21 protein-coding genes are annotated in these 24,071 nt (G+C 62.6%); 12 read left to right on the top strand and 9 right to left on the bottom strand.

Going from position 1 to position 24,071, the window contains the following annotated elements; translation table 11 throughout:
• Positions 1–20 precede the first annotated feature (20 nt).
• Positions 21–2,036 (bottom strand): phospholipase D-like domain-containing protein, encoded by a 2,016-nt coding sequence (locus AB7813_RS10220; RefSeq protein ID WP_439083147.1) that lies wholly within the window; start codon positions 2,034–2,036, stop codon positions 21–23.
• 271 nt (positions 2,037–2,307) lie between these two features.
• Here AB7813_RS10220 and AB7813_RS10215 point away from each other — a divergent pair, with 271 nt between their 5' ends.
• Positions 2,308–3,330, top strand: coding sequence for an LLM class flavin-dependent oxidoreductase (locus AB7813_RS10215; protein ID WP_175367920.1), 1,023 nt, complete (start codon positions 2,308–2,310; stop codon positions 3,328–3,330).
• 195 nt (positions 3,331–3,525) lie between these two features.
• Here the strand turns inward: AB7813_RS10215 and AB7813_RS10210 are convergent, their stop codons facing one another.
• From AB7813_RS10210 to AB7813_RS10200, 3 genes are all read right to left on the bottom strand, one after another.
• Positions 3,526–4,563, bottom strand: a complete 1,038-nt coding sequence (locus AB7813_RS10210; RefSeq protein WP_439083149.1) for an extracellular solute-binding protein — start codon at positions 4,561–4,563, stop codon at positions 3,526–3,528.
• A 9-nt stretch (positions 4,564–4,572) separates the two neighbouring features.
• Positions 4,573–6,900: a TonB-dependent siderophore receptor gene (locus AB7813_RS10205; RefSeq protein WP_439064385.1), complete on the bottom strand. Its 2,328-nt coding sequence runs from the start codon at positions 6,898–6,900 to the stop codon at positions 4,573–4,575.
• Between the two features lie 387 nt (positions 6,901–7,287).
• A complete protein-coding gene (locus tag AB7813_RS10200; RefSeq protein ID WP_093756490.1) occupies positions 7,288–7,611 on the bottom strand; it encodes a DUF1476 domain-containing protein in 324 nt (107 codons plus the stop codon).
• A gap of 347 nt (positions 7,612–7,958) precedes the next feature.
• On the opposite strand from AB7813_RS10200, the gene purC reads away from it, so the two are divergent.
• The 7 genes from purC to AB7813_RS10165 all read left to right on the top strand — a co-directional run bounded on the left by purC (position 7,959) and on the right by AB7813_RS10165 (position 15,253).
• Positions 7,959–8,726 (top strand): phosphoribosylaminoimidazolesuccinocarboxamide synthase, encoded by a 768-nt coding sequence (gene purC / locus AB7813_RS10195; protein ID WP_170849540.1) that lies wholly within the window; start codon positions 7,959–7,961, stop codon positions 8,724–8,726.
• A gap of 9 nt (positions 8,727–8,735) precedes the next feature.
• Entirely contained in the window at positions 8,736–8,975 is a 240-nt protein-coding gene (purS, locus tag AB7813_RS10190) for a phosphoribosylformylglycinamidine synthase subunit PurS (protein ID WP_439064384.1), read from the top strand.
• 14 nt (positions 8,976–8,989) lie between these two features.
• Positions 8,990–9,691, top strand: coding sequence for a phosphoribosylformylglycinamidine synthase subunit PurQ (purQ, locus tag AB7813_RS10185; RefSeq protein WP_309948809.1), 702 nt, complete (start codon positions 8,990–8,992; stop codon positions 9,689–9,691).
• 8 nt (positions 9,692–9,699) lie between these two features.
• On the top strand, positions 9,700–10,659 hold the full coding sequence (locus tag AB7813_RS10180; protein ID WP_439064660.1) for a tripartite tricarboxylate transporter substrate-binding protein: 960 nt from the start codon (positions 9,700–9,702) through the stop codon (positions 10,657–10,659).
• Positions 10,660–11,005: 346 nt separating this feature from the next.
• On the top strand, positions 11,006–12,025 hold the full coding sequence (locus tag AB7813_RS10175; RefSeq protein WP_439064659.1) for a patatin-like phospholipase family protein: 1,020 nt from the start codon (positions 11,006–11,008) through the stop codon (positions 12,023–12,025).
• Between the two features lie 4 nt (positions 12,026–12,029).
• Complete coding sequence (locus tag AB7813_RS10170) at positions 12,030–13,484, top strand: GntP family permease (protein WP_439064383.1); 1,455 nt, start codon at positions 12,030–12,032, stop codon at positions 13,482–13,484.
• Positions 13,485–13,708: 224 nt separating this feature from the next.
• The gene (locus tag AB7813_RS10165; RefSeq protein WP_439083153.1) at positions 13,709–15,253 is read left to right on the top strand and encodes a L,D-transpeptidase; all 1,545 of its coding nucleotides are present in this window, start codon (positions 13,709–13,711) and stop codon (positions 15,251–15,253) included.
• Between the two features lie 110 nt (positions 15,254–15,363).
• Here the strand turns inward: AB7813_RS10165 and AB7813_RS10160 are convergent, their stop codons facing one another.
• Positions 15,364–16,260 carry a LysR substrate-binding domain-containing protein gene (locus AB7813_RS10160; protein WP_175367914.1) on the bottom strand — a complete coding sequence of 299 codons (897 nt, stop codon included), beginning with the start codon at positions 16,258–16,260 and terminating at the stop codon, positions 15,364–15,366.
• 146 nt (positions 16,261–16,406) lie between these two features.
• Between AB7813_RS10160 and AB7813_RS10155 the strand changes: the two genes are divergently transcribed.
• From AB7813_RS10155 to catC, 4 genes are all read left to right on the top strand, one after another.
• On the top strand, positions 16,407–17,405 hold the full coding sequence (locus AB7813_RS10155; RefSeq protein WP_439064382.1) for a Bug family tripartite tricarboxylate transporter substrate binding protein: 999 nt from the start codon (positions 16,407–16,409) through the stop codon (positions 17,403–17,405).
• 91 nt (positions 17,406–17,496) lie between these two features.
• On the top strand, positions 17,497–18,702 hold the full coding sequence (locus tag AB7813_RS10150) for an ABC transporter substrate-binding protein (RefSeq protein WP_439064381.1): 1,206 nt from the start codon (positions 17,497–17,499) through the stop codon (positions 18,700–18,702).
• A gap of 91 nt (positions 18,703–18,793) precedes the next feature.
• A complete protein-coding gene (locus tag AB7813_RS10145) occupies positions 18,794–19,969 on the top strand; it encodes a muconate/chloromuconate family cycloisomerase (RefSeq protein WP_439064380.1) in 1,176 nt (391 codons plus the stop codon).
• A 3-nt stretch (positions 19,970–19,972) separates the two neighbouring features.
• The gene (gene catC / locus AB7813_RS10140) at positions 19,973–20,263 is read left to right on the top strand and encodes a muconolactone Delta-isomerase (protein WP_093756482.1); all 291 of its coding nucleotides are present in this window, start codon (positions 19,973–19,975) and stop codon (positions 20,261–20,263) included.
• Positions 20,264–20,327: 64 nt separating this feature from the next.
• On the opposite strand, the gene AB7813_RS10135 is transcribed toward catC, so the two are convergent.
• From AB7813_RS10135 to AB7813_RS10120, 4 genes are all read right to left on the bottom strand, one after another.
• Positions 20,328–21,524, bottom strand: a complete 1,197-nt coding sequence (locus AB7813_RS10135) for a serine hydrolase domain-containing protein (protein ID WP_439064379.1) — start codon at positions 21,522–21,524, stop codon at positions 20,328–20,330.
• Positions 21,521–22,429 carry a PhzF family phenazine biosynthesis protein gene (locus AB7813_RS10130; RefSeq protein WP_439083155.1) on the bottom strand — a complete coding sequence of 303 codons (909 nt, stop codon included), beginning with the start codon at positions 22,427–22,429 and terminating at the stop codon, positions 21,521–21,523. The genes AB7813_RS10135 and AB7813_RS10130 overlap by 4 nt, the downstream gene beginning before the upstream one ends.
• Positions 22,430–22,550: 121 nt before the next feature.
• Positions 22,551–23,426, bottom strand: a complete 876-nt coding sequence (locus AB7813_RS10125) for a helix-turn-helix domain-containing protein (RefSeq protein WP_439083157.1) — start codon at positions 23,424–23,426, stop codon at positions 22,551–22,553.
• A gap of 67 nt (positions 23,427–23,493) precedes the next feature.
• Positions 23,494–23,973 (bottom strand): PaaI family thioesterase, encoded by a 480-nt coding sequence (locus AB7813_RS10120; RefSeq protein WP_371419948.1) that lies wholly within the window; start codon positions 23,971–23,973, stop codon positions 23,494–23,496.
• Positions 23,974–24,071: the final 98 nt, after the last annotated feature.

The raw sequence follows: 24,071 nt of genomic DNA, 5'->3' as shown, positions 1-24,071 counted from the left end.
GGCCCGGCGTGTTGCCCCGCTCACCGTTTCGACTTGGCCTTTGACTTCTTGGTCTTTGACTTCTTGGTCTTGGCTTTCTTCGCCTTGGTCGTCTTGGTCTTCGCTTTTTTGACCTTCGCCTTCGCGACCTTCTTGGTTTTGGTTGTCTTGGCCTTTTTGGCTGACGCGGCCTTTGCCGTCTTCTTCGTTGTTTTCTTCTTGGCTGTCTTTGCCTTGGCCTTCTTCGCTACAGCCTTCGCTGCTTTCTTCTTTGGCGGACGAACCGGTTCGTCATCGCTCTGGGTTGCGGCATTGACGGTCCAGTTGGACGCGGGGATCGAGAAGAACATCTCGCGCCGCCGCGACTTGAATCCGCCGGGCTTGAAATAGCTCTGCGTCCATCGGTCGTCCGGATCGAGGAACACCTTTTCCGGCTTCTCGCCTTTCTTGCGTTTGCTGGCCACGTCATTGGCGACATCGCGGAAATAGAAATGCCGGAACAGCCGGTCGAACTCGGTCATGTAGATGTCCGCCACGCGGGTCGAACCGCGGATCAGGATCATGTTTTCGTCGTTGGTGGTCAGCGATCCCTCCGAGAAATTCGCCGAGCCGGTGCAGATCAGGGGATCGTCGCTCAGGGGATCGATCAGCAGATATTTGGTGTGAACGAAGAAGATATTGCCTTCGTCGCGGGTGAGCTCTTCCTTGAGAAACCAGCGGTCGAGCGGAAATTCCTTCACCTTGCGCTTGGCGACCAGCTTGCCGTCGACCACCTTGAACTCGGCGCCCAGCACGGCGCCAAAGGAAATCTGCAGGTCGCGGTCGCCCTTGAGCGCCTTGCGCTCGTCGGCGGTGGGCGGCTTCTCCTTGAGCACGAAGCGCAGGAAGTCGCGGTCGCGCGCCAGCGGCTCGATGAAATCGGCGGCGACGTTGAACGCGGCCGTGAACATGATCGACGACGTGGCGTCGCTCATCCGGTCGGCATACCAGTTCAGCATCGACGCCGTCTGGCGCGGCGAGAAGATGCAGGTCTGCGATCCCGGCTTCACGAGCGCGGGCGGGTAGGGCGAGATCTCCGCGACGCCTTCCTTCGCCGGCTTGCCGGTCGGATTGTCGCTCAAGATCGTCCAGTATTTCAGATATTGTTCGGCAACGTCGCTGTCATGGACGAGGTGGCCGACATTCGACTGGCCGAGGAAACCGGACGGCGTGATGTTGGTTGAGCCGGTCCACACTTCTTGCGGCGCGTCGCCGTCGAGCTTGATGATGAATTTGTTGTGCGGGATCGGCGGCCGCGTGCGCCAGATCACGACCGGCTCGCCATTGTGCTTCGCCTTGACGTCGAGGCCGGCGACCTTCATCGCCTTGCGGTTCTTGCCCTTCTTGTCGTCATGCACGATCAGCCGGACGTCGAAGCCGTCATCGATCTTTGTCTTCAACGCCTCGATGATGGGCGCGTAGGTGAATTCGTAAATGCAGGCGCGCAGCGCCTCGCTCTTCTTCGTCGTGTCGATATAATCCAGGCAGGCCTCCAGCAGGCCGCGCGAGAGCCAGACCGTGTGCTTGTCCTTCGGATTGTCCATCTCCGCTTCGGTCGGCTTGTGGTTCTTGAACTTGCGCGCATAGGCCTGGCTGGCGATGGCGCCGCGGTTGAACCAGATGCCGTGTTGACCATCGTCCTCCTTCTCCGTCGTGACGGTGAAGGCGAGCTTCTCGGCGTCGCGCAGTTCGGGCGCGGTCGGATCGCCAAATACGGGGATGATCTCGAAGTGATAGGTCGTGCCGGGCTCCGCGGTGTAGTCGCTCCAGAGGAAACTCTGGATCGGAAATTTGTCGGTGAAATACTCTCCGTGCTCGGTATCGGGGTTCGGCTCGACCGCTTCGAACACTTTCAGCGAGCGCAGGAATTCCGGCCTGCCGGCGCCCTTGGCGCGCTGGAACGCAAATCCCAGCAGCCCCTTGCAAGCTGCCTCGTCGCAATTGAGGGCGATCATGATTGCGCGCGTGCCCGCGATCGCGCTCGCTTCGAAAGCTCCGGCAGACGTCGTGACGCGCATGGCCCTGTCCCCCCGTTTTCGATGTGACGCTGATGCTCGCCCAACGCCGTATTTTGGTCAACCTATAGAAGATTTGTGACAGGATGCACGCTTAAGGGGTGCGGGCGAGGGGCTGTGTGACGTCGTGCCGGGGTGCGCGAAAGTGGACACGGATCTGCAGTCTGCGAACATGATCGCCTCATCGGAAACGATGCGTTTCCATCGTTTCCCTTTTCTTGCTGCCATTCACGCCTAAATAGGGGTCAGCAAACCCACCCCGAGTATCCGTCCCATGAAGAACATCGGCTTTCTCTCCTTCGGCCACTGGACCCCGTCGGCCTCATCGCAGACGCGCTCGGCGGGCGACGCGCTGCTGCAATCCATCGATCTCGCCGTTGCTGCCGAGGAGTTAGGGGCCGACGGCGCCTATTTCCGGGTGCATCATTTCGCGCGGCAGCTCGCGGCACCGTTTCCGCTACTGGCCGCTGTCGGCGCGCGCACCAAGAAGATCGAGATCGGCACGGCCGTGATCGACATGCGCTACGAGAACCCGCTCTATATGGCGGAGGACGCCGGCAGCGCGGATCTCATCGCAAGCGGGCGGCTGCAGCTCGGCATCTCCAGAGGCTCGCCGGAGCAGGTGATCGACGGCTACCGCTATTTCGGTTACGCGCCCCCCGAGGGCCAGACCGACGCCGATATGGCGCGGCGGCATACCGAGGTGTTTCTCGACGTCCTTCAAGGCAAGGGCTTTGCGCAGCCGAATCCCAATCCGATGTTTCCGAACCCGCCCGGCCTGCTGCGGCTCGAGCCGCATAGCGAAGGCCTGCGCGAGCGCATCTGGTGGGGCGCCTCCACCAATGCGACGGCGGAATGGGCGGCCAAGCAGGGCATGAACCTGCAGTCATCGACGCTGAAGATCGACGAGAGTGGCAAGCCGTTTCATGTGCAGCAGGCCGAGCAGATCCGGCTCTATCGCGACGCCTGGAAGGCGGCAGGGCACACGCGTGACCCGCGCGTCTCGGTCAGCCGCAGCATCTTCGCGCTGGTGGACGACCGCGACCGCGCTTATTTCGGCCGGGGCAACGAGGGCGAGGACAAGGTCGGCTACCTCCACGGCACCGAGCGCGCCATCTTCGGCCGCAGCTTTGCAGCAGAGCCGGACGCGTTGATCAAGCAGCTGAAGGGCGACGAGGCGATTGCGGAAGCGGATACGCTGCTGCTGACGGTGCCCAATCAGCTGGGCGTCGATTACAACGCGCATGTGATCGAGGCGATCTTGAAGCACGTGGCGCCGGGGATGGGCTGGCGGTGATCTTTCTTACCCTCCCCCCGCGCGAAGCGAAGCTTCGCTAGGCGGGGAGGGTCGGCGAACGAAGTGAGCCGGGGTGGGGGTAGCCCCACACTAGGGCGGAGTTTGTGGCACCCCCACCCGACCGGCCCAATAAAAAAGAATTGGGCCGGCCACCCTCCCCGCAAGGGGGAGGGTAAAAGAGCGCGCCTGGCACGCCTATTTCTCAAACCCAACCTTCTTGATCAGCGCAATCGCCGCCTTCTGACTTGCAGCGATCTGGTCGATATCAAGCGTATCGCTCGGAAACGTCCCCATCGCCGCCACCAGCGGCGCGCTCTCGGCATCTGATGTGACCGGATATTCCAGCTCAGCCGCGGCATAGAGTTTCTGCGCGGCCGGTGTCACCAGAAATTCCAGGAACTTCACCGCGGCCGCGCGATGCGGCGCGTGTTTCGCCAGCGCTGCGCCGGTGAGGTTCACATGCGTGCCGCCGCGCTCGAATGTCGTCGGCACCGTCTTCACCTTGTTCGCCCAGGCCGTCCACTCCGCGCCTTCGCGGCCGTCGCGCAATTGTGCCAGCGCCACGGTATTGGCGATCCCGATGCTGCAGCGGCCTTCCGCGAGCTGACGGATGACGTCGTTGTCCTTGCCTTCGGGCGCATGTGCGAGATTGGCCTTGATGCCGTGCAGCCAGGCTTCGGTGGCGTCGGCACCGTGATGCACGAGATAGGCCGCAATCAGCGCGACATTGTTTTGATGCAAGGGCGAGCGGATGCAGAGCTGGCCGCGAAAGCGGGGATCGGCGAGATCCTCATAGCGGATCGCGCTTAGTGGTGAGTCATTGCGTACGACGACCACGCGCGGCCGCACCGACAGGCTGATCCACTCCGCGCCGCGCAGTTGTGGCGGGATTGTCTTCTTGAGCAGCGGAGAGGTGGTCGGTTGCGACAGATCATTCGCGGCGAATTGCGAGGTCTTGTCGAGGCCGATGGTCATCAGCACGTCGGCGGGGGAGGCGTCGCCCTCGGCCTTCATGCGCGTGACGAGATTGTCCTCGATGTAAGTGAGCTTGACCGTGATGCCGGTCGCCGCCGTGAAGGATGCGATCACCGGTTCGACGAGTTGCGGTTCGCGCGTCGAATAGAGATTGATCTCTTCGGCGCGGCTTGTGGCCAAGCCGAAGAGGAGGAGCGACGACGCAAGCGTCAGAGCCAGCGGTAGTGCCCGAACGTTGCGTCGTCGCGATGGTCGCATTCTGTTGCCTCAGAACTTTACCGTCGCTGCCAGCGAGAAGCGCCGCGCATCGCCAAGGGCAACGTTGGGAAGGCTCACTGCCGACGGATAGTAGACCTTGTCGAAGATATTCTTGATGTTGAACTGATAGATCACAGGCAGAGTCTGGTATTTCGTCTCGTAGGTCGCAAAGGCGTCGGCCACCGTGTAAGACGGCAGCACGAAGCTGTTTGCAGCATCGCCGGGACGATCGCCGACATAATGTGCACCGGCGCCGACGCGCAGACGACCCGGCAGCATCGTGCCGAAATCATAGACGAGATACAGCGACCCGGTGTTCAGGGCGACATTCTGCAGGTGGTTTCCGGTGTATTGCGAGTCCTGCGTCAAGATCGCATCGGTATAGGCATAGCTGGCGATCATGCTCCAGCTATCAGTCAGTTTGCCGGTCACGTCGACTTCGACACCGCGTGAGCGCGCCGCAGCCGCGGTGCGTGCCTCGTTGGTCGTGGTGACCGTATTGTATTGCGACAGCATCACGTTCTTTTTGTCGATGTCGTAGAGCGCGACCGTGCCTGACAGGCGCTTGTTGATATCGAACTTGATGCCGGTCTCCCACGACACGCCTTCCTCGGGCTTCGTCTGCGAGTCGAAGACCGCGCCGTTGGGAGCGATGGTCGAATTCGGCTTCAGCGATTCCGTGTAGCTGGCATAGAGCGAGACTTCGTCGGTGACCTTCAGGATCACGCCGCCGAGCGGCAGTGCCTTGTTGCCGGACAGATCCGTATTGGCGATGAACGGATTGCGCCCGCGCCCCGCCAGCTGGTCGAACGTCATATAACGCACGCCGCCGACCACGGCGACCCGATTGGTCAGATGCAGCGTGTCCTGGAAGAACAAGGACTGCGTGCTGAGCTTGTCGGTCTGGTCGCTGTCGGTAGCGACAACGGTGGTGCCGGGCAATTGCCGATCATAAACCGGATTGAAGATGTTGAAATTCGCAGCCCCCTGCCGGACCAGATCCTTGCGGTAGATCACGCGATACTGGGCATCGCCGCCGAACAGCACTTCGTTGCGCATGCCGCCGATCCAGAATCCGCCTTGGATATAACCGGTGCCGAAGCTTGAAGACGTCAGTGCGCCGTAGGTGCCGTCATTGCTGCGCGTCGCGATGCCGGTGGTCGGATTGACCACCGTATTGCGGAGCTGAGCGGCATTATAGGTTTCGACGTTGTAGCTGTAGCCGGCATAGACCTTCCAATCCTCATTGATCTTCTGATCCACAGACGCCTGGACGAGATCCGACGTGCCCCACATGCTGTTATAGGGTTCATCGATGCGGCGCGTCGCCGGAATGGCGAATGGCGCCTTGGTCACGCTGTTGAAGGCCGTGCCGCGATCGAACGGCGAATAGAAGTCGCGGTGTTCGTAGTTGATCTGAACCGTGGTCGTGTCGCCATACCAGGCCAGCGACGGCGCGTAGAGTGTCTCCTTGCGGGTGCCGAAGTTGCGCCAGTAGTCTTCGTTGATTCCATAACCGACGAAGCGATAGGCGAGTCCGTCCTTGCCCAGCGGTCCGGTGATATCGATGGTCGCATTGGCCCCGCTGCGCGAACCGTAGGTCGCGCCTTCCAGCGTCACCTCGCCGTGCTGATACAATTCCGGCCGCTTGCTGATGGTGTTGACGATGCCGCCGGGATCCATGATGCCGTAGAGCAGCGACGCCGGTCCCTTCAGCACTTCGATACTTTCAACAGCAGGATTGAACGAGCGGCCCTGCACGATCGGCATGCCGTTGCGCATGATCGAGCCGTCGCGGTTGTCGCCGAAACCGCGACGGATCACGGCGTCCTGCGTGCCGGCCAGCGTATTGGTCTGGGTGATGCCGCTGATGTTGACCAGCGCGTCATCGAGATTGCGCGGACGCTGGTCGCTGATCACCTGCTGCGGCACGACGTTGACGACCTGCGACGTGTTGAGCGGCGACGTCGCGCCGCGCAGCGTCGTCGCATTCGGCATCGCGCGATAGCCGAGGATCTGTTCGTATTTCGCGGCGGCGGCAGCGATAGCGCGCTCGGTCGGTGTCGGCGGGGCGGGCGGCGGCGTGGCATTGCGGCGTGCGGCGACAGCTCGCGCCCGGCTCGGCGTGGCGCTCGCAGCACGTGCGGGCCGGCGCGCCTGTGTCGGCGATTCGACGGTGACCGGCGGCAGCATCGTATTCGTCTGTGCATTGGCGATCGAGGCCCCGGTCACATAATCGCCGAGCAGGAACGTCGCGCCGATCAACCAATACGCGCGGCGCAACTTGAAGATGCTGCGTGCGTTGCTGTTGAGATTGCAATGGTTGTCCGTCGTCACGTTGTGTCGCCTTCGCGTTTGAGAAACATGCGCAGGCGATCTAGCAGTAGCTTTGAATGAAAACTTCGAATGGGAGGTTGAATCGCTCTAAAGCGACGAGATTGGCGAGCCTGTGTGTCTTCGGTGATGCAGTCGCAAGGTGAGCCGCGACACGATTGAACAATCGACGTGCATTTTGAGCAATTTGTAGCACGCGCGTGTGAGCGCCATCGGCACGCTGTGACTCCGTTTCAGAATTTGCACATCGCAATTCGGAATCTTGAGTCAGGCTCTGCGAGCCTGGAACGTTTCAAAAGACAAGAGCCGCGCCATCATACGATGTGCGGCTCTCTATGAAGCGTCGCGAGTTGCGGCGAGACGTTTCGTTGCAACTCGAAGCTGTGGAGATTAGGTTCCCGCCTTCACCTGCGCGACGGCCTCAGCGGTCAGCTGATCCATCTTCACGCGGAGCTGCGGCTCGGTGATCGCGATGCCCTTGGCGGTCAGATCGGCGAGCACCTTGCGCACCACGTCGCCGTCGCCGGCTTCCTCGAAATCGGCTGCGACGACTTCCTTGGCATAGGCGGCGGCCTCGTCGCCGGACTTGCCGAGCTGTTCGGCGACCCACAGGCCCAGCAGCTTGTTGCGGCGGGCCTCGGCCTTGAACTTCTGGCTTTCGTCGAGCGCATACTTGTTCTCGAAGGCTTCGCCGCGCTTGTCGAATGATGACATGGTTAAAGTTCCCGTCGGGGTTGTTGGGCGGTCAGGACGACGTTGTAAACGCCGGTTCGGAGCTTAAATAAGGTCGAGATACCGTTGGAACAATCGGCCGCAAGGTCGCAGGCAAGACGGTATCGGGCGAGGCTTATCGGACCAGGCTTGCGCGAGGTTGGGGTAAACCCCCACTGGGCGGGCCGGGTCGATTGTACTGGCAGGGCCGATCGGGTAGGTTGCCTGCAGGCCCGGTTCTCGTTCTGTTTCTTCCCGTTCCTGGCCTTCACGGCAGCTCCGTCGTGGGTCGATCCCGTTATTCGGAGCACACCACATCCATGGATTTCAACAACACCCGGTACATCCCCATGAGCCGTCGACGTCGCATTTATGAAGGCAAGGGCAAGGTCCTGTATGAAGGCCCGGAGCCCGGTACCCTGATTCAGCACTTCAAGGACGACGCGACCGCGTTCAATGCCAAGAAACACCAGGTGATCGAGGGCAAGGGCGTCCTCAATAACCGGATTTCGGAATACCTGTTCCAGCATCTGAACGACATCGGCGTGCCGACCCATTTCATCCGCCGGCTCAACATGCGCGAGCAGCTGATTCGCGAAGTCGAGATCGTGCCGCTGGAAGTCGTGGTCCGTAACGTGGCGGCGGGTTCGCTGTCGCAGCGCCTCGGCATCGAGGAGGGCACCCAGCTGCCGCGCTCGATCATCGAGTTCTATTACAAGAACGACCAGCTCAACGACCCGATGGTCTCGGAAGAGCACATCACGGCGTTCGGCTGGGCCACCCCGCAGGAAATCGATGACATCATGGCGCTTGCCATCCGCGTCAACGACTTCCTCACCGGTCTTTTCCTGGGCATCGGCATCCGCCTCGTCGATTTCAAGATGGAATGCGGTCGCCTGTTCGAAAACGACATGATGCGCATCATCGTCGCCGACGAGATCTCGCCCGACTCATGCCGGCTGTGGGATATCAAGTCGAACGAGAAGCTGGACAAGGATCGTTTCCGCCGCGATTTGGGCGGCGTGCTGGAGGCCTATACCGAGGTCGCCAAGCGTCTCGGCATTCTCTCTGAAAACGAACGCCCGATGGGCACCGGCCCGGTACTGGTCAAGAGCTGAGGATATCACGTGAAAGCCCGCGTAACTGTTACCCTGAAGAACGGCATCCTTGACCCGCAGGGCAAGGCCATCGAAGGCGCGCTGAAATCGCTCGGCGTCGATGGCATTGCCTCTGTGCGGCAGGGCAAAGTGTTCGACATCGAACTGAACGGCGCCGACAAGGCGAAAGCCGAAGAGGCGCTGAAGGCCGCGGCCGACAAGCTGCTGGCGAATACGGTGATCGAAAACTATCGCGTCGACGTGCTCTGAGCCAGGTTATCGCTATGAAATCCGCCGTTCTCGTCTTCCCCGGAATCAACCGCGAACGCGACATGGCGCGGGCGCTCAAGCTGGCATCGGGGCAGGAGTCCACGATGGTCTGGCACGCCGAGACCGCGCTGCCCAAGGGCACCGATCTCGTCGTCGTCCCCGGCGGCTTCTCCTATGGTGACTATCTGCGCTGCGGCGCCATTGCGGCGCGCTCGCCGGTGATGGATGCGGTGCGGGCGTTCGCGGCTGACGGCGGCCTCGTGATGGGCGTCTGCAACGGCTTCCAGATCCTGTGCGAGTCCGGCCTGCTGCCGGGCATCCTGATGCGCAATGCCAAACTGAAATTCCTGTGCCACGACGTGCATCTGCGCGTCGAACGGTCCGACACGGCGTTTACCCGTGGCTACAATGCCGGTCAGGTGATCCGCGTGCCGATCGCCCACGGCGAGGGCAACTACACAGCCGATGCCGAAACGCTGAAGCGCCTCGAAGGCGATGGCCGCGTGCTCTATCGCTATTGCTCGCCGACGGGCGAGGTTGGCGATCTGCACAATATCAATGGCGCCGCCGCATCGATTGCCGGCATCGTCAGCGAGAAGGGCAACGTGCTCGGCATGATGCCGCATCCGGAAAATCACGTCGAAGACATCATGGGCTGCACCGACGGCCGCGGTCTGTTTGCTGGTCTTGTCGAGCATCTGGAGCGCGCTGCGTGATCGCTGCTGTGGCGCGGCTGTCGAAGCTCGCCGCAACGCTTGCGCTCGTGCTGGCTACGAGCGTCTCGGCATCTGCCGATGATTATCCCAAACGCCCCATCACGATGATCGTGCCTTTCGCGGCCGGCGGCACGTCGGACGTGATTGCGCGTGCGGTGGCTGAGCAGATGGCGGCGACGCTGGGCCAGACCATCATCATCGAGAATGTCGTCGGCGCCGGCGGCTCCACCGCGCTGGCCCGCGCGGCGCGGTCTGCCCCCGACGGCTACACCATCGCCATCGGCAATGCCGGTACCAGCGCGGCGACCTACACGATCTATCCGAAATTGTCCTTCACGCCGGACTCCTTTGCCTCCATCGGCATGGTGGCCAAGACCTTCGGCGTCGTGGCGCTGCGCAAGGATTTCCCGGCGAGTGATCTCAAGGGCTTCATCGCCTATGCCAAAGCCAATCCGGGCAAGGTCAATCTCGGCCATGCCGGGATCGGCTCCTCGAATTACCTGATCTGCAAGAGCTTCGTGCAGGCCGCCGGCATCGACGTCACGCTGGTCGGCTATCGCGGCGCGGCGCCCGCGCTCACCGATGCCATCGGCGGGCAGATCGACGGCGTCTGCGATTCTGCAGCCTCCGTCTCGCAGGCCATCGACGACAAGCTGGTGAAGGGCATCGTGGTCGGCTCGACGGTACGGCTGGCGACGCTGCCCGAGCTGCCGACCTCGGCAGAAGCAGGGCTGCCCGACTTCGAGGCGCAGGGCTGGAATGGCCTGTTCGCGCCGAAGGGGACACCGCCAGAGATCATCGCCAAGCTGAACGCCGCTGCTCGCGCGTCGGTTGAGAGTGATCTGGTAAAAAAGCGTTTCCAGGATCTGTCGACCGTGGCGCCCGACGCCAATGAGCATGCACCGGAGGTGCTGCAGCAATTGGTGACGCGCGATGTAGCGAAGTACAACAAGCTCCTGACGCCGTAATCATCCCTTGCTCGAAGCTGTGCCATCTCGGTACGGCTCAAATTTTCAGCGCCGCCCATTGCCTCATTCACGGAGCGTCGGCCCGGTATTTGCCTCTGCCAAGGTCCTTCTGCAGGTCGCCGCCTGCGATTGTCGGGTCCAGCACGATGTTTCTGGCCAGGCCCCGGCAGGTTGCTTTTGGCGCGAGGTGGGCATCAAATAGCACGCAAAGGTCGTAAGGCTCGGTCGAAAGCGACCTGAAGCAGACTTTCCGAGTCTATGATGGCCACGTCTATTGCGGCGCGTGGTTTCTGAAGTGCTCGACGGTTGGCTACCAGCGTGTCTCGGCAGTTGGAGAAGCTGCATGATGAACCGAAGGCAGGTACTCGTGGATTTGGCGCTCCAGGGCGGAGGCTCGCATGGCGCATTCACGTGGGGTGTCCTCGATCGGCTGCTTGAGGAGTCGTGGCTACAAATTGCCGGCATATCCGGAACATCGGCAGGAGCGATGAATGCCGCCGTTCTGGCGGACGGCTGGACTGCCGGCGGTGCCGACGGAGCACGCGAGGCCCTGGACAAATACTGGCGGCGCGTCTCGCGTGCCGCGGCCTTCAGTCCGTTTCAACGCTCCCCCCTCGATCGCCTCATGGGACGCTGGTCGCTCGACACTTCTCCGGCCTATCTCTTCGCCGATCTGATGTCGCGCGTTCTGTCGCCTTATGATCTCAATCCGCTCGGTTACAATCCGCTGCGCGAAATACTGGCCGAGAGCATTGATTTCGAGCGTCTCGCCGGTGCACCGATCAAACTCTTCGTAACGGCCACGCGGGTACGGACAGGTCGCGGGCGAATTTTCCGTAACGCCGAGATCACCGCGGATGTGTTGCTTGCGTCGGCATGCCTGCCAACGATGTTCCGCGCGATCGAGATTGAAGGCGAAGCCTATTGGGATGGGGGCTATGCAGGCAACCCCACGATCACGCCGCTTGTTCGCGAGACAGATGCGCAGGACACCATCGTCGTGCAGATCAATCCGACCGAGCGACTGGAGGAGCCGCGCACGGCTGCGGACATTCTCAATCGTCTCAATGAAATTTCATTCAACTCGCCGCTGGCAAAGGAGCTGCGGATGATTGCGCTGCTTCGTCAGGTGGCGGATCCCGGCACCGGGGAGGGCGCCCGCTGGGCTCAAATGAAGACGCACCGGATCAAGAGCGATCTGCTCGCGACTTTCGCCGCGTCATCCAAGCTCAACGCCGAATGGGCCTTCCTATCCAAGCTGCGCGACGAGGGGCGGCAAGCGGCCGGCGACTTTCTCGACGCGCACGGCGCCGATCTTGGCGAGCGTTCGACGGCCGATCTCGACATCCTGTTGGCGGAGTGCTGACGTCATGGGGCTTCTCGGCATTCTCGTCGGGCTTGGTCTTCTCATCTGGCTGGCTTTCCGGGGGTGGAGCGTTCTGCTGCTTGCTCCGCTCTCCGCACTGGTTGCGGCGACTTTCGGCAGAGAGCCATTGCTTGCCAATTGGACGCAGACCTTCATGGGCAGTGCAGCCCAGTTTCTCGCTCAGTTCTTTCCCATCTTTCTGCTCGGCGCCGTATTCGGGAAGCTGATGGACGACAGCGGTGCGGTCACTGCGGTCGCGAACTTCATCACCCGCCGCCTGGGCGAGCGCCGGGTCATCCTCGCCGTGGTGCTCTCGGGGGCACTGGTCACCTATGGCGGCGTCAGCCTTTTCGTCGCATTTTTTGTGATCGTTCCGATGGCCCAGTCGCTGTTTCGCGCGGCGGGGATTCCGCGCCGCCTCGTGCCCGCGACGGTCATTCTTGGAACGTCCACTTTCACCATGTCAGCCTTGCCGGGCACACCATCGATTCAGAATGCGATACCCATGCCGTTCTTTGGCACCACGCCCTTCGCTGCGCCGGGCCTCGGCATGATCGCGTCATTGATCATGCTGAGCATTGGACTGTGGTGGTTGCTCCGCGCCGAGAAGGCGGCACGACAAGCGAATGAAGGTTATGGCGAAGAATTGTCGATCGCGACCAGCGCCGCTGCCGATGACGAGCGCTTGCGCGGGCGTGCTACGACGGCGCGCGAATTCGATCCGGCCGAAATATCCCACGGGCATCGCAGCGAAGCGGACGTGCCTGTCGTCAATGCCGTTCTTCCCCTGGTTGTCGTTGTCGTCGTCAATCTCGTGATGTCGCTCGTTGTCCTGCCCCGGCTTGATGTCTCCTTCCTGGCCGAACAGCGCTGGGGCAGCACGTCTCTACCTGCCGTTGCCGGTGTGTGGTCCGTTGTCGTCGCGCTCGCAGGCGCGACCGCGACAGTCGTCATCTGCAACTGGACGCGATTGCCTGCACTGCGACAGACGATGGATGCCGGGGCCAACGCGTCCGTACTGCCAGCGCTGACTGTCGCGAGCCTCGTTGGCTTTGGCGCTGTCATCGCAGCGCTGCCCGCATTCGACATGGTGCGGGACTGGGCGCTGGATATTAAAGGGGGGCCGCTGGTGTCGTTGGCCGTTTCCACGAACCTGCTCGCCGCGTTGACAGGTTCGGCATCCGGCGGACTGACAATCGCGCTGGATGCACTCGGTCAGACCTATATGGACGTTGCTACGCGGGAGGGAATCGATCCCGGGTTGCTGCACCGCGTAGCTGTGATCGGCTCCGGCACCCTGGACATTCTCCCTCACAATGGTGCGGTCGTCAGCCTGCTCGCGATCTGCGGCCTGACGCATCGCCAAAGTTATCTCGACATTGTGATGGTCGGCATCGTGAGCTCGGTTGTCGCTCTTGCCGCCGTGATTGCCATGGGCTCCGCACTGGGCTCATTTTGAACTCCGGCCCCAACCGCCGTTTTGTCCAGATTTCGCAGTCGACCACGTGCCGGGTGTGGCAGTGAGCCACCTTTGTCCGGCGCCGTTTGTCGGCTACGAATGAACTTTCGCCGCGCTCGCCGCGTCAACGAGACATCGGGCAAGCGAAGCGGCGGCGAATTGATACAATCGCAATCAAACGCCTGTACGATTCGCGATCGGAAGGCATTTGACCGGGGCACTGAATGGCAAATCGATTGGCGACGGCGCAACCCAACGTCGGGATGCGGCACTGGATATCTCCCGTCGTGGTGTTGGCAGCAATGGTTGCGGTGGCCGCTCCGGCGGCCGGAGCCGCCGCAAAGCAGGCGCGTCCCGCCCGCGTCGTCGAGGCGACCGCCCCGCGCGAAGCAGGCGAGCCGATGATGGCGATCGTGTCGATCAAGAGCCAGCAGGTCACATTCTACGACGCCGATGGATGGATCACGCGCGCACCGGTCTCGACCGGGGTGTCCGGCCGCGAGACGCCGGCAGGCGTCTTTGCGGTTCTCGAGAAGAACAAGGACCATCGCTCCAACATGTATGACGATGCCGCGATGCCGAACATGCAGCGGATCACCTGGAACGGTGTCGCACTGCATGGCGGGCCGTTGCCCGGCTATGCCGCGTCGCATGGCTGTGTGCGGATGCCATACGGCTTCGCGGACAGGTTGTTCGACAAGACGCGGATCGGAATGCGGGTGATCATCTCGCCGAATGACGCGGCGCCCGTCGAGTTTTCCCATCCGGCGCTTCTGATGCCGAAAGCGGAAGCCATCGCCGCTGCTCCGGGCCGTGTCGAGGTGCTCGCCCGCGAGGCTGCGGAGGCCGCTGCTGCCGCGGACGCGACGAAGAAACTCGCAGCGACTTCTGCGCGCGAGGCGAAGCTGCTGCCGGGGGCCCTGCGCAAGCTGCAATCGCTGAAGGCGCGCGCCGATGTCGAGCTCGTATCTGCCGACAAGGCCGTCGTTGTGGCAAAGACCGATGAGGCCAAGGCGCGGGCTGAGGACGCAAAGCAGAAGGCTGCCGCCAGGGCCGCGGAGCTCGGGGCGCAATTCGAAACCGCAAAGGCCGATACGGCGTCGAAGATTGATGCCGCGGCCGCTGCGAAGGATGCCGCCAAGGCCGCGGAGACCAAAAAGGTCGCCACCGCCAAGGCAGCGAGCGATGCGAAACTCGCGCTTGAGCCGGTCTCGATCTATATCAGCCGCGAGACGCAGATGCTTTACGTTCGGCGCAATACGCACAAGCCGGCACCGGACGGCGGCGGCGAGGTGTTCGATTCAAGCATCGAAGTTCCCATCACCATCCGCGACCCCGGCAAGCCGATCGGCACGCATGTGTTTACGGCAATGGCGCGGAACGACGCAGGCCTGCGCTGGAGCGCCGTCACGATCGACGAAGGCGATAGCGCGAAGGCCGCCCTCGACCGCATCACCATTCCACAGGAAGTGCTCGACCGGATCGGAGCGACCGCATTGCCACGCTCGTCGATTGTGATCTCCGACGAGCCGCTCAGCACCGAGACCAACTATCGCACCGAATTCGTCGCAGTGCTGAGTAATCAGCCTCAGGGTGGTTTCATTACGCGCAAGCCGACGCCACCTGCCGATCTCATGGCGAGCAGCGACGATGCGGATGGCGATGGCTTTGGCTCGTTCTTCCAGCGCTGGAATGCGGACCCCGCGCCCGTGCAGGCTCGCCGCAGGGTCGCGCCGTATCAGCGCCAGCCGCAAACCGGCTGGTGGTAGGTCCCGCCTGGCCATTGCTCGCTTGGGAAGCTGAGCAGCCTGATCGCATCGACGCGCGCGTCGCTATCAACCAGCGCTCCTCGCGTAATGCCGACGTCCACGATTGTTCGCTATGACGCGCGAATGGTTTGTGCGCTTTTGGTCGTCTTGCGGGCGATCGCCATGAAAGCGCGCGCGGCCGCTGTCTGGTAGCGATGGGCATCCCACAGCAAGGCTCCGGAGCGGCGTATCCACGGAGGCCCGATCGGAATGATCGCGAGGTCCTTTCGGGCGTTCAGGCTTCGGTCAGCAAGAACCGTCGGCAGCCCTCCCGATTTCGCGAGTTCGATCAGGGCCTCGACCGAGTTCATCTCGACGCGCACATCGAGCTGTATATCGGGCGGTAGTGACTGGTCGAGAATGCGGCGGGTCGCAAAGGCGGGGGTCAAAAGTGCTAACGGACGTTGGGCGAGCGCCTGCAGCGTGATCGACTGTTGTCGTGATTGATTTTGCGACTTCGCAAGCACCAGGACGAGCCGCTCCTCGAACAACAGGTCGACGCCCAATTCCGCGTGCTGGGGCGGCGCGAAAGCAATCGCGAGATCGAGATCTCCGGACAGGATGTGTCGCTCGACATCGTTTGCGGAGCCGACCTCCACGCTGAGCCGAACCTCGGGATATTTCTCGCCGAAGCTGCCGATGATCTTCGGCAGGAATGTCGTGCTGTAGGTGTAGATGACGCCGACACGAAGCGTGCCGGCCATGCCGCCCTCCAGCTCGGCGATTGCCGTGCGCGCCGCTTCGGTCTGAACCATCAGACGTTGTGCGTGTTCGCGCAGTGCATGTCCTGTCTCGGTCAGTTGCATGCCTTGGGGCGTCCGGTTGAACAGAACGGTGCCGAGGTCCTGTTCGAGGGCGCGGATCTGCTGCGACAGCGTTGGCTGGGCGACGCCGAGGGCTTCCGCAGCCTTCGCCATGCGCTTGTGGGTCGCGATTGCCAGAAAATAGCCGAGACGTCTGGGATCCATAGCCGATTACAATCTTCTATCACATCTATAGTTTTGACTGTGTTGGCCTATCACGCGTCTCGTGCCAGTGTTTGTCAATATCGGACCTGGCCGGCACGCTTTTGTGCGGCCGTCGAAACATAAGAACCGACTGGGAGGCTCTTTTCATGCTGTCACGACGCACCTTATTTGCCCGGGCGACCCACGCCGCGGTGGCGGCTTGCTGTATCGCCCTGGGCGCAAACCGTGCGACGGCGCAGGAGTATCCGACCAAGCCAGTCCAGTTGATCGTTCCCTTCGCGGCCGGCGGTGCCGCCGACATCATCGGCCGCACGATCGCGGAAAAGCTGAGCCAGACCTGGGGCCAACAGGTCGTCGTCGAAAACAGGGGCGGGGCCGGATCGAATATCGGCATCAACGCTGCCGCCAAGAGCGCTCCCGATGGTTACACGCTGGTGCTCGCGTCGATCGCCGTGGCCGTCAATCCCTGGCTTTTCAAGTCGATGCCGTACGATCCTGTGAAGGATCTGACACCGCTGACGCTGGCGCTCGAGACGCCGAATGTGGTGCTTGTGCCGCCCTCATCGCCGATCAAGAACATCAAGGATCTGATCGCCTTTGCGAAAGAAAAGGCGGCATCGGGCGGCGCCACCTATGGCTCTGCCGGCGTCGGTTCCTCTCTGCATCTGGCGGCGGAAGTGTTCCGGCAGCAGGCCAAGGTCGAGATGACCCACGTTCCCTATCGTGGCTCGTCGCCGGCCCTGACAGATCTGATGGCCGGCCGGATCGACCTGATGTTCGACAACGCCTCGACGGCGCTTCCGCAGGTGCAGGGCGGCAGCCTCCGCGCCATTGCCGTCACCACGAGGGAGCGCATCGCCGCACTGCCTGACGTGCCGACGATCAGCGAATCCGGGCTGCCGGGCTTCGAGCTCGCCAACTGGTGGGCCATTTTTGGTCCGGGCCAGATGCCGCCGGCGCTGGCGGAGCGCATCAGCGGCGATATCCGCAAGGTTCTGGCGGATCCGGATGTGCAGAAGCGTTTCGCCGATGTCAGCGGGCGCGTCATCGCGTCGTCGCCCCAGGAACTTGCTGCGCATCTGGCGCAGGAGAGCGCCAAATGGAAGCAGATCGTCGAGACCGCAGGCATTCGCGGCAGCCAGTGACGACAGACGTCCGACACACACCGCGATCGATCACTAACGAATATCAAGCGATAGACGAGCGCTCTTGCTGAGGGCGCTCATGGAGAATGATGTGAAGAAGCTACTTTCAGGTCTGATGGCATCGGTCATGGTCGTCACCACTTCGGCTGCCATGGCACAGAGCACCGCGCCGCTGAAACTGGGCGCCGTCCTCGACATGTCCGGCCTGTTTGCCGACATTACCGGGCCAGGCAGCGAGACTGCAGCCAAGATGGCCATTGAGGATTTCGGCGGCGAGGTTCTCGGGCGCAAGGTCCAGATCGTGGTCGCCGACCATCTCAACAAGTCCGACCTGGCCGCGAATTTCACCCGTGAAATGTTCGACAACCAGGGTGTCGAGGCTATCGTCGATGTGGCTGGCTCTGCCACGGCGCTGGCTGCGGCGGAAATGGCCAGGACGCGCGGCAAGATCATCATGTTCAATGGTCCCGGTGCGGTCAGGCTGACCAACGAGGCGTGCGGTCCCTACATCGTCCACTACACCTACGACACCTACGCGCTGGCCAGCGTCACCGGCCTGGCCACGGTGAAGCGCGGCCTCAATAGCTGGTTCTTCCTCACGGCCGACTACGCATTCGGCCAGGAGCTGGAGCGCGACACCTCGAACGTCGTTACCAAGGCGGGCGGCAAGGTTGTCGGCAATGTGAAGCACCCGATCAACACCTCGGATTTTTCGTCGTTCTTGCTTCAGGCGCAGAGCACCAAGGCAAGCGTGATCGGCCTGGCCAATGCGGGTGGCGACACCATCAATGCGATCAAGCAGGCCGCCGAGTTCGGCCTGACCCAGTCCGGGCAGAAGCTGTCGCCCTTGCTGGCCTTCATTTCCGACATCGACAGCGTCGGACTTGAAACCGCGCAGGGCCTGTTGCTGGCCGAGGCGTTCTATTGGGATCTCAACGACGAAACGCGCGCATTCGCTAAGCGCTTCATGGAGCGGACCAAGCGCGCGCCGACCTCGGCGCAGGCGGGCGTCTACTCCTCCGTGACGACCTACCTGAACGCGGTGAAGAAGGCAGGTACCACCGATTCAGCGGCCGTGATGAAGGTCATGAAGGACACGCCGATCAACGACATGTTTGCGAAGAACGGCCGGATCCGCGAGGACGGCCGCATGGTGCACGACATGTACCTGTTCGAAGTGAAGAAGCCGTCGGAATCGAAGGCGCGCTGGGACGACTACAAGCTACTGGCGACCGTCTCCGGCGACGACGCGTTCCAGCCGCTATCGGCGTCACGCTGCCCGCTCATCAAGAAGTAGCGCAGCGGCAGATGGCAAAGCGACGGGTCGCCGGGAAGGTAGCGGCGATCCGTTCAAGGCCCCATCCATGGACAACAGGAAGATGCCCTTCATGAGCACCAGCGTGGCAGTCCGCGTCGACCAGGTCGAGACCATCCTGGTCGATGTGCCGACGATCCGCCCCCATCGGTTGTCGATGCATACGATGAACAGCCAGACCCTGGTCCTGGTCATCATCCGCTGCTCCGACGGAACGATCGGAATCGGCGAGGGCACGACCATCGGCGGCCTTAGCTACGGCGAGGAGAGTCCCGAGGGCATCAAGCTGACCGTGGATACCTATATCGCTCCGGCCATCATCGGCATGGATGCGTCACGCGTCGCCGCGCTCATGGCCGACGTGAAGCGACGCGTCAAAGGCAACCGCTTTGCCAAATGTGCGGTCGAGACCGCGCTGCTGGATGCGCTCGGCAAACGCCTGGGCCTGCCGGTGTCGGAGTTGCTCGGCGGGCGCCAGCACGACACCTTGCCGGTGGCATGGACGCTGGCCAGCGGCGACACCGCGCGCGATATCGAGGAAGCCGAGCGGATGCTCGATGCGCGCCGCCACAATATCTTCAAGCTGAAGATCGGCCTGCGGTCCGTGGACGATGACGTGGCGCATGTGGCGGCCATCAAGCGCGCCCTCGGGGATCGTGCCAGCGTGCGGGTCGACGTGAACCAGGCCTGGAGCGAGCCCGAGGCACGGCGTGGCATTCCCGCCTTGGAGGCGGCCGGCGCGGACCTCATCGAGCAGCCTTTGTCGCGCGACAATCGCGGGGCTCAGGCCCGCCTTGCCGGCCGCTATGCCGTACCCATCATGGCTGACGAGGCGCTGCACGGCACGACGGATGCCTTCGACATCGCGGCGCGCGGTGCCGCGGACGTGTTCGCCCTGAAGATCAATCAGGCCGGCGGTCTGTACGATGCCGTGAAGATGGCTGCGATCGGCGATGCCGCGGGTCTCGGCCTGTATGGCGGCACCATGCTGGAAGGCGGTGTCGGCACCGCAGCGTCGGCCCAGGTTTTCTCCGTGCTGCCGAAGCTCGCATGGGGCACTGAATTGTTCGGCCCGCTGCTTCTGACCGAGGAAATCCTCGCGACGCCCCTGCGTTACGGCGACTTCGTGTTGCAGGTGCCGACGGCGCCCGGCATCGGCGTCGAGCTGGACATGGACCGTGTCGCATTCTTCCGCCGCGATGGTTACGCGCCGCGCGTTCAACCGGCCGGCACAACAACAGGAGCTTGATCGATGCTTTTTCAGGTGGAAATGGACGTTCAGATCCCGCCGGGTCTCGCCCCCGAGGTGGTCGAGCAACTGAAAAAGACCGAGCGTGAACGCGCGCAGGAACTGCAGAAGACAGGCGAGTGGCGTCATCTCTGGCGGGTTGCCGGACGTTACGCCAATGTCAGCATCTTCGATGTGGCGAGCAATGAGGCGCTGCACGATATTCTGTCGACATTGCCGCTCTTCCCCTTCATGCGCGTCAGCGTGACGCCTTTGTGCCGGCATCCTTCGTCGGTTCGTTCGGACGACAGCTAGGCGCGGGGCCGACCTTCGCTAACGCAGTATTCCGGCGAGACGGGCGGCTCACACAGCAGCTTCATCAGTACAATCTCGCAAGCGTATCGAACAGCGCGAGGTTGAGCCGTTTCAGGTCGTTGTCCACCGGCTCCGGTTGCGACGAGAATTTTGCCACGACCAGTTCGGCGCGCGGATTCACATAGAGATATTGCCCGTGAATGCCGAGCGCGAAGAACGCGCCGCTTGCGTTGCCGGTCTGGTACCATTTGTTGCGATAGCGGCCTTCAGGCAACCATTCGACGAACTTGCCCGCGCGCCAGGCCTCGGCAGAGCCGTTCGTGATCGTATCCGACACCCAGTCCTGCGCGACGATCCGGCGGCCGTTGGCCATGCCGCCCTGCCGCATCATCTCGCCGATGCGGGCGAGGTCGCGCGGGGTCATGCAAAAGCCGCCGCCGGTCCGGGCGCTGCCGATCGCATCGACCGTAATATAGGCATCCTGCCGCGCGCCGAGCGGCTGCCACAAACGCGCGGCGGCAAAGTCAGCGAAACGCTGACCCGAGGCGCGCTCGATCACCAGACCCAACACGTCCGAATTCGGCGAGCAGTAGTGAAAGGGGCCGCCATGGTCGCCGGGGCCCTTTTGCAGCGTAGCGAGGAAGGCGATCAGTGAGTCCGGAGTATCTCCCGGCACCGACGGCTCGAGCAGGCCGGCGCGGCGGTATCGCGCGAAATCGCCGCGGGGATCCTGATAGGTCTCTTCGAAATCGAGGCTGACCCGCATGTCGAGGACATCGCGCAGGCTCGCGTCCGAATAGGCGGAGGATTTGAGTTCCGGAACGTAGTGCGCGGCGGTCTCGTCGAAATCGATCAGGCCGTCGCTGTGTAAAATTCCCGCGACGATCGATGTCACCGACTTGCTCGCGGAGAACAGAATGTGCCGCGATTGCGCAGTAAAATTCGGCGCATGGTAATCTGCCACGACACGGCCGGATTTCATCAGCACGAGCGCATCGGTCGAGGTCCTGCGCAGCACATCTACGACAGCAGCTGTTTCTCCACCGACAGAGAATGTCTGCTTGAGCAAGTCTCCGGGATCGACAGGTGGATCCTCAATCAGTCCCGGCGTCGCTGCGATGGGTGCCGTCGGAATGAGTTCGGACACGTGACGGAATGCCCAGACATTCCAGGGCGCCTGACGCCAGTTATCGAGACGGACGTCGCTGCGTGCAAAACCATAGTCGGCTTCGAACGCCGAGGGCTGCCCGTTGCTCGTCATGACGCAATCTTCTCGCAGTCGGTCGGCTGAACGGCGCCGCCGAGCCAGCAGCCGTTGAGATCGCCGTTATCGAAGCTGAAGCGCACCTTGATCGCGGAGGGGCGATTCATGGCGCGTCCCTGGCGAATGGTGATCTGGCGCTCCGACGCATCCACCATCCGGTTCGCGAGGAGACCGAATGACAAGGCGGAGGCTGCAATGCCTGTTGCCGCATCTTCCGGGTAGCCTGATGAACTCGGAAACTGCCGCGCATCGATGACCTGCGCCTGCTGGTCGGACACGGCGTAGGGATAGAGACCGGTGGAGTCGATGCCATTGCACAGGCGCTCCATCCGCGAGAAGTCAGGCTTCAGGCCGTCGAGGATGGACACGCTCTTCAACGGAATGAGGGTCTTGACCCGGCTTGTGCGTGCATTCTGGATCGGGAACGGCGCGAGGCAGTCGGCACCGATCCCGAGGACGTCGAGAATGTCATCGACGCTTCGGGGCGTATCGGGAAGCGGCTCGATAACACCCGCAGGCTGTGAGACCTCGACCGAAATATCCTGTTCGTCTGATTGGCCGATCCGCGCATGGACGCGGCCACTCTTCGTCAGGATCGTGATCCGATCGCGCTGCAGCCGGCCGAGCCGTTGAATCAGCCACGTCGCGCCGACGGTGGCGTGTCCGCACATGGACATCTCATGATTGGGCACCCAGAAGCGAAATTCGAAATCGTAGTCCGAGCCCGGCGGAGGCGGCAACACAAACCCGCTCTCGTGCCCGTAAGCGCGCGCGACCTGCTGCATCTCTGCATCACTCATGCCGGCAGCGTCGATCACGATCGGGGCGGGATTACCGCCCTGCGGACCTGCCGCAAAGACACTGACAAATCGAACCTGCGGTTCGGGAGATATCGTCATCATGTTTGCACCCTGCACCCTCTAGCAGCCTCGCGCGTTCGCACTGCACGTCAGCCAGCGCTGCACGGAATTCACCGGTGCGAAGCTACGGAGGATGTTGCTGCAGCGCGCGTTCCAGCGGGCCCTAGATTTTGATCGGTCGGGCCATGCGCTTGCGGACTTCGCTTGGCGACTGGCCATCGGCCCGGCGCATCGCATGGGCGAGCGCCGCACCGCTGTCGAAGCCGACGCGGAGCGCGATCTCGCCGATCGGGAGATCGGTTGCTTTCAGCAGTTCGCTTGCATTGTCGAGGCGGATCCGTTGCTGGAATTCGCCGATCGACGCGCCGGTCCCCGCGCGAAACAGTCGGGTGATGTGACGCCGCGAAACGCCGAACCGTTCTTCCAGGGCGTCGAGCGGAACATCCCGGTCGGCATGAAGGGTGAGATAGTCCTTCAGCTCCGCGACCAATGTCATGCCGTGTTCGCGATGCGAGGCACTGGATACGGCATCGCCGGTCAGAGCCTCGGCGATGCACTGAACGAGCAGGGTAGAGGACAGTCCGTGCCGGATATGGGCATTGCCATAGGCGTGCCTGCCATCCCCGACCAGCAGCGCCTGCAGGGCGCGCAGTCTGTCTGACCGGCGAAACAGCCGGGTCGTTGATGTCCTGCGGCGGAATTCGCTCAGCGAGCCGTTCTCTCTTTCGAGGCGTTTCAGGACCGAGCCAGTTGCGTAGATGGCGACGTGGCTGTGTGCGCCGATCCCTGCGCGCGTCTCATGCGCCTGGTTCGGCGGAACGATCGCGAACCGGTCCTGCGACAGCCACGTGCCTTCGCGGCCGGCTTCGTGCTTCAGCTCGATCGTCCCGCGGCTCGGCAGGATGAACATCAGGCAATCATGCCAGTGCCACGGCATGGCGTAATCGCCGCAACCGGCGACAGCCGCGTGCTCGTCGTCCGCGGCGATCAGGAGATCTGCGTTTGCCGGATGACGTAGCCGTTCGAATGAACTCAGCATGTTCGGGCCCACATGTGTTGTCGACGAACCTAGCAGGGTGCGCCAATGCCCGCCAATTGACGCCCGGTTACTCCGCCGCGATAGCTGCCGGCTTCGGGCGCTTCTTCACGCGCTTGATGGTGCCCGAGAAGGTCAACAGCGAACGTTCGCCGGCTTTCAGGATTCCGCGCAGGAAGATCAATGAGCCGCCGATCCGGGTCATTTCGCCGTGGCATTCGACCAGCTCGCCTTCGCGGGCCGCATCGAGGAATTCGCAGCCGAACGAGACGGTGATGCCGGGGCCCTGCAGCTCGCGGGAGGCCAGCGCGAACAGGCAATAATCGGCGAAGGTCATGAAGCAGCCGCCATGGACGTTTTTCATGCCGTTGAGGTGCTTTTTCTCGACCCGGAAGGCGCAGCGGACGGAGCCGTCGGCCTCGACCTTGTGCCAGAACGGGCCGGAGACCGATTCGAAGGAATCCCGCTTCCAGGTGGTCCAGCCCGCAAATTCCCCCTCCGTCGCGGTATAGGCGTCGGCGTGGAACGGGATGGTGGCATCGGCGGGCACATTCACGGTCTGAACTCCTTGGATTGGCTGCGAAAAGTGTTAAATCCGATCCATCCGGCGGGCGCAATCCGGCGCCGGCGCAGGGCCTTATGCAGGCT

Origin of the sequence: Tardiphaga sp. 20_F10_N6_6 (assembly GCF_052076045.1) — a bacterium.
Taxonomy (GTDB): Bacteria; Pseudomonadota; Alphaproteobacteria; order Rhizobiales; family Xanthobacteraceae; genus Tardiphaga; species Tardiphaga robiniae.
This window is presented reverse-complemented; position numbering and strand designations above follow the sequence as displayed.

Bases quoted from the DNA above. Each gene is read 5' to 3' on its own strand.
- AB7813_RS10125 (WP_439083157.1), bottom strand. From the start codon at position 23,426: ATGCTGAGTTCATTCGAACGGCTACGTCATCCGGCAAACGCAGATCTC.
- AB7813_RS10160 (WP_175367914.1), bottom strand. From the start codon at position 16,260: ATGGATCCCAGACGTCTCGGCTATTTTCTGGCAATCGCGACCCACAAG.
- AB7813_RS10200 (WP_093756490.1), bottom strand. From the start codon at position 7,611: ATGTCATCATTCGACAAGCGCGGCGAAGCCTTCGAGAACAAGTATGCG.
- AB7813_RS10175 (WP_439064659.1), top strand. From the start codon at position 11,006: ATGAACCGAAGGCAGGTACTCGTGGATTTGGCGCTCCAGGGCGGAGGC.
- AB7813_RS10130 (WP_439083155.1), bottom strand. From the start codon at position 22,429: ATGATGACGATATCTCCCGAACCGCAGGTTCGATTTGTCAGTGTCTTT.
- AB7813_RS10210 (WP_439083149.1), bottom strand. From the start codon at position 4,563: ATGCGACCATCGCGACGACGCAACGTTCGGGCACTACCGCTGGCTCTG.
- AB7813_RS10145 (WP_439064380.1), top strand. From the start codon at position 18,794: ATGAGCACCAGCGTGGCAGTCCGCGTCGACCAGGTCGAGACCATCCTG.
- AB7813_RS10215 (WP_175367920.1), top strand. From the start codon at position 2,308: ATGAAGAACATCGGCTTTCTCTCCTTCGGCCACTGGACCCCGTCGGCC.
- AB7813_RS10155 (WP_439064382.1), top strand. From the start codon at position 16,407: ATGCTGTCACGACGCACCTTATTTGCCCGGGCGACCCACGCCGCGGTG.
- AB7813_RS10165 (WP_439083153.1), top strand. From the start codon at position 13,709: ATGGCAAATCGATTGGCGACGGCGCAACCCAACGTCGGGATGCGGCAC.
- AB7813_RS10170 (WP_439064383.1), top strand. From the start codon at position 12,030: ATGGGGCTTCTCGGCATTCTCGTCGGGCTTGGTCTTCTCATCTGGCTG.
- catC (WP_093756482.1), top strand. From the start codon at position 19,973: ATGCTTTTTCAGGTGGAAATGGACGTTCAGATCCCGCCGGGTCTCGCC.
- AB7813_RS10220 (WP_439083147.1), bottom strand. From the start codon at position 2,036: ATGCGCGTCACGACGTCTGCCGGAGCTTTCGAAGCGAGCGCGATCGCG.
- purQ (WP_309948809.1), top strand. From the start codon at position 8,990: ATGAAATCCGCCGTTCTCGTCTTCCCCGGAATCAACCGCGAACGCGAC.
- purC (WP_170849540.1), top strand. From the start codon at position 7,959: ATGAGCCGTCGACGTCGCATTTATGAAGGCAAGGGCAAGGTCCTGTAT.
- AB7813_RS10135 (WP_439064379.1), bottom strand. From the start codon at position 21,524: ATGACGAGCAACGGGCAGCCCTCGGCGTTCGAAGCCGACTATGGTTTT.